Origin of the sequence: Protofrankia sp. CiT1, assembly GCF_917627335.1 — a bacterium.
Lineage (GTDB): Bacteria > Actinomycetota > Actinomycetes > Frankiales > Frankiaceae > Protofrankia.
In genome coordinates, this window is record NZ_CAKJTP010000041.1 from 32,478 (window position 1) to 35,286 (window position 2,809).

Genomic DNA, 2,809 nt, shown 5'->3' on the forward strand with positions numbered 1-2,809 from the left:
GCGCACCCCAGCCCCGCGACGCCGCGTCCCTATTGCCGGTCGCTCTAAGCCCCGCTGGCACCACCTTTGACGTGCGGCAACCGGCCCCCCTGCCGCGGGAGCTGAGCCGGCTCGACGGCGGCGCGACAACGCCGTCTCGGGCCGGGGACATTCTGGAGATCCTTTCGGAATCCTAGGCACCCATGCTCAGGCCACCGTCGACGGTGACCACCGACCCGGTGACGTAGCCCGCTCTGTCGTCCAGCAGGAAGCGGACGGCGTGCGCGAGCTCAGCGGGATCACCGCGCCGCCCCAACGGGATCATCGCGCGAATCGTCTCCTGCGCGGCCGGCGCCATCGAGTTGGTCATGTCCGTCTCGAAAACACCGGGCACGACGAGATTGACGGTGATGCCCTTACGCGCGACCGCCCGCGCGAGCGAGCGCGTCATACCCAGCAGGCCGGCCTTGGCCGCCCCATAGCCGATCTCGACCGGACTGCCCATAGCTGCGGTCACCGACCCGACGTTCACGATGCGCCCGAAACGGCGTTCCGCCATGGGCGCAAGTACAGCGCGGGCGAGATACCACGGGCCGGACAGGTTCACCCGCAGGGCACGCTCCCAGTCCTCATCGGTCATCCTGAAGGCACTGTTCTCGACTAGGAGACCCGCGTTGTTGACGAGGTGGTCGACGCGGCCGTGTTCACCCAGCACGTCGGCGACGAGCTTTCGGCAGAAGTCCGGGTCGCCGACGTCCCCGGCGTGCATGCTGACTGAACCGCCCCGGTCGACCAGACGTTCGCGCAACGCCTCCGCACCAGCGTGGTTACCAGCGTAGATGGCCACGACATGCGCCCCCGCACCGACAAGAACCTCTGTGATCGCAGCACCGATACCACGGGTACCACCGGTGACGATCGCGACTCTGCGCTCCAAGATCCCTCCCTCGCCTTCCTCGACTTGTTCTGACAGAATGACTATTTTAGTAGAATCATTATACCTAATGAGAGGCTCTCAATGGACAACTTGCTCGTACGCGGCGGCAGCGTCGTGGATGGCACCGGATCCCCGGCCCGGCCCGGCGACGTCCGGGTCCGCGACGGCGTCATCGCGGAGATCGGGGTGGGACTGCGGCCGGACGGCGAGCGAGTCATCGACGCATCCGGCGCCTACGTGACACCCGGCTTCATCGACGTGCACACCCACTTCGATCCCACCCTGTTCTGGGACCCGATGTGCGACCCGATGCCTCAGCACGGCGTGACAACCGCGCTGGTGGGTAACTGCTCGCTGTCCCTGGCGCCGGTCCGCCCCGCGGACAGAGCCGGGCTCGCGGCCCTGTTCTGCTACATCGAGGACCTTCCCCACGAGGTGCTCGACACCGCCCTGCCCTGGGACTGGGAGTCCTATGGTGACTACCTGGACGCGGCCGGGAAACGCGGCGGCTACGGCCTCAACGTCGCTGGGCTCGTAGGTCACAACATGCTGCGCCAGTACGTCATGGGCGAGCAGGCGTGGGATCGGGCCGCGACCGCTGACGAGCGAGCGCTGATCGCGGCCCTGCTGGCCGGCTCCCTCGACGCCGGCGCGTTCGGCATGTCGACATCGCTCGGATTCGACGAGGACCGCGCCGGCCGGCCGGTGCCGAGCCGGATCGCCGACGACGCCGAGTTCGCCGCGCTGATCGACGTCCTGGCCGACCGGTCCCGGTTCATGACGTTCATCCCGGGCCAGTCGGGCCGTCAGATGCGTGCGGACGTCCGGCGGATGGGCGATCTGTGCCGGCCACGTGACCTGATGCACTCCTGGATCGGTATCTTTCACACGTCGGACAAGCCCAACTGGGCCCGGGAGATGCTCACGTTCGCCGCGGAGCTGCAGGCCGGCGGAATCCGCTCCTACCCGCAGGTAAGCCCCCGGACGCTGGACATCCACGTGAACTGGAACGGCGGGATGTCCTGGATGGGCCTGCAGGAGACCTGGCATCGGATGGTGCAGGCCACGCCCGGCGACAAGCAGCGGATGCTGACCGACCCGCAGTGGCGGGCACAGGCGCGGGCGGAGTGGGACCAGGTCCCTCGAACGATGATCCCGCACCGCCACCCCGACCGGATCCGGTTCGTCTCCGTCACCCGCCCGCACAACGAGAAGTGGGTGGGCTCGACCCTGGCCGACCTTGTCATCGCCCATGCCGGCCACCCGTCCGACGTCCTCGCCGACTGGCTGCTGGACAATGACCTCACGCCGGGTGTCGTCGGTGTCGGCGTGTCCAACGCGGACGCGGACGGCGTTGCGGAGACTCTCTCGCACCCCGCCTCCATCATCGCCAACAGCGACGCGGGCGCACACCTCGCGATGATGTGCGCCATCGGCGACACGACCCTGACCCTGACCCGCCATGTGCGCGACCGCGACGACCTCACCCTGGAACAGGCCGTGCACAAGATGACGGGACAGCTCGCGGGCCTGTTCGGCTTTGCCGATCGGGGCGTCCTGCGCGAGGGCGCCGCCGGCGACATCGTCGTGTTCGCGCTCAACGAGCTCGAATGGAAACGGGACGTGTTCGTCTCGGACCTGCCGACCGGGGCTGCCCGGCTGCGCCGCCCCGCGGGGGGTTACCGGATGACCGCGGTCGCGGGGACGATCGTGCAGGAATTCGGTGAGCTCACCGGCACCCGCCCGGGGCGTTTCCTGCGCGCGGCCCGCTGAGAGCAACTGCTGGCCAGCTCACCCCGATCATCTCCCCGGGGCACCCGACGGACGCCGCGCCCCTGGTGCCGGGCGCGCTGACACGCACGTCCCGCGCGCAGGGCACGGCCATGCTCCGTC

The 2,809-nt window shown here is 68.9% G+C and carries 2 protein-coding genes; one reads left to right on the plus strand and one right to left on the minus strand.

The genetic code is table 11. The features are described 5' to 3' along the window. Positions 1-172: 172 nt before the first annotated feature. Complete coding sequence (locus tag MJ785_RS09570) at positions 173-916, minus strand: 3-oxoacyl-ACP reductase family protein (protein WP_239309325.1); 744 nt, start codon at positions 914-916, stop codon at positions 173-175. 81 nt (positions 917-997) lie between these two features. On the opposite strand from MJ785_RS09570, the gene MJ785_RS09575 reads away from it, so the two are divergent. Further along, positions 998-2,689 (plus strand): amidohydrolase family protein, encoded by a 1,692-nt coding sequence (locus MJ785_RS09575; RefSeq protein ID WP_239309324.1) that lies wholly within the window; start codon positions 998-1,000, stop codon positions 2,687-2,689. Positions 2,690-2,809 lie beyond the last annotated feature (120 nt).

What these genes read in the sequence shown, in the direction of transcription:
- MJ785_RS09575 (WP_239309324.1), top strand. Translation starts at nt 998, where the DNA reads ATGGACAACTTGCTCGTACGCGGCGGCAGCGTCGTGGATGGCACCGGA.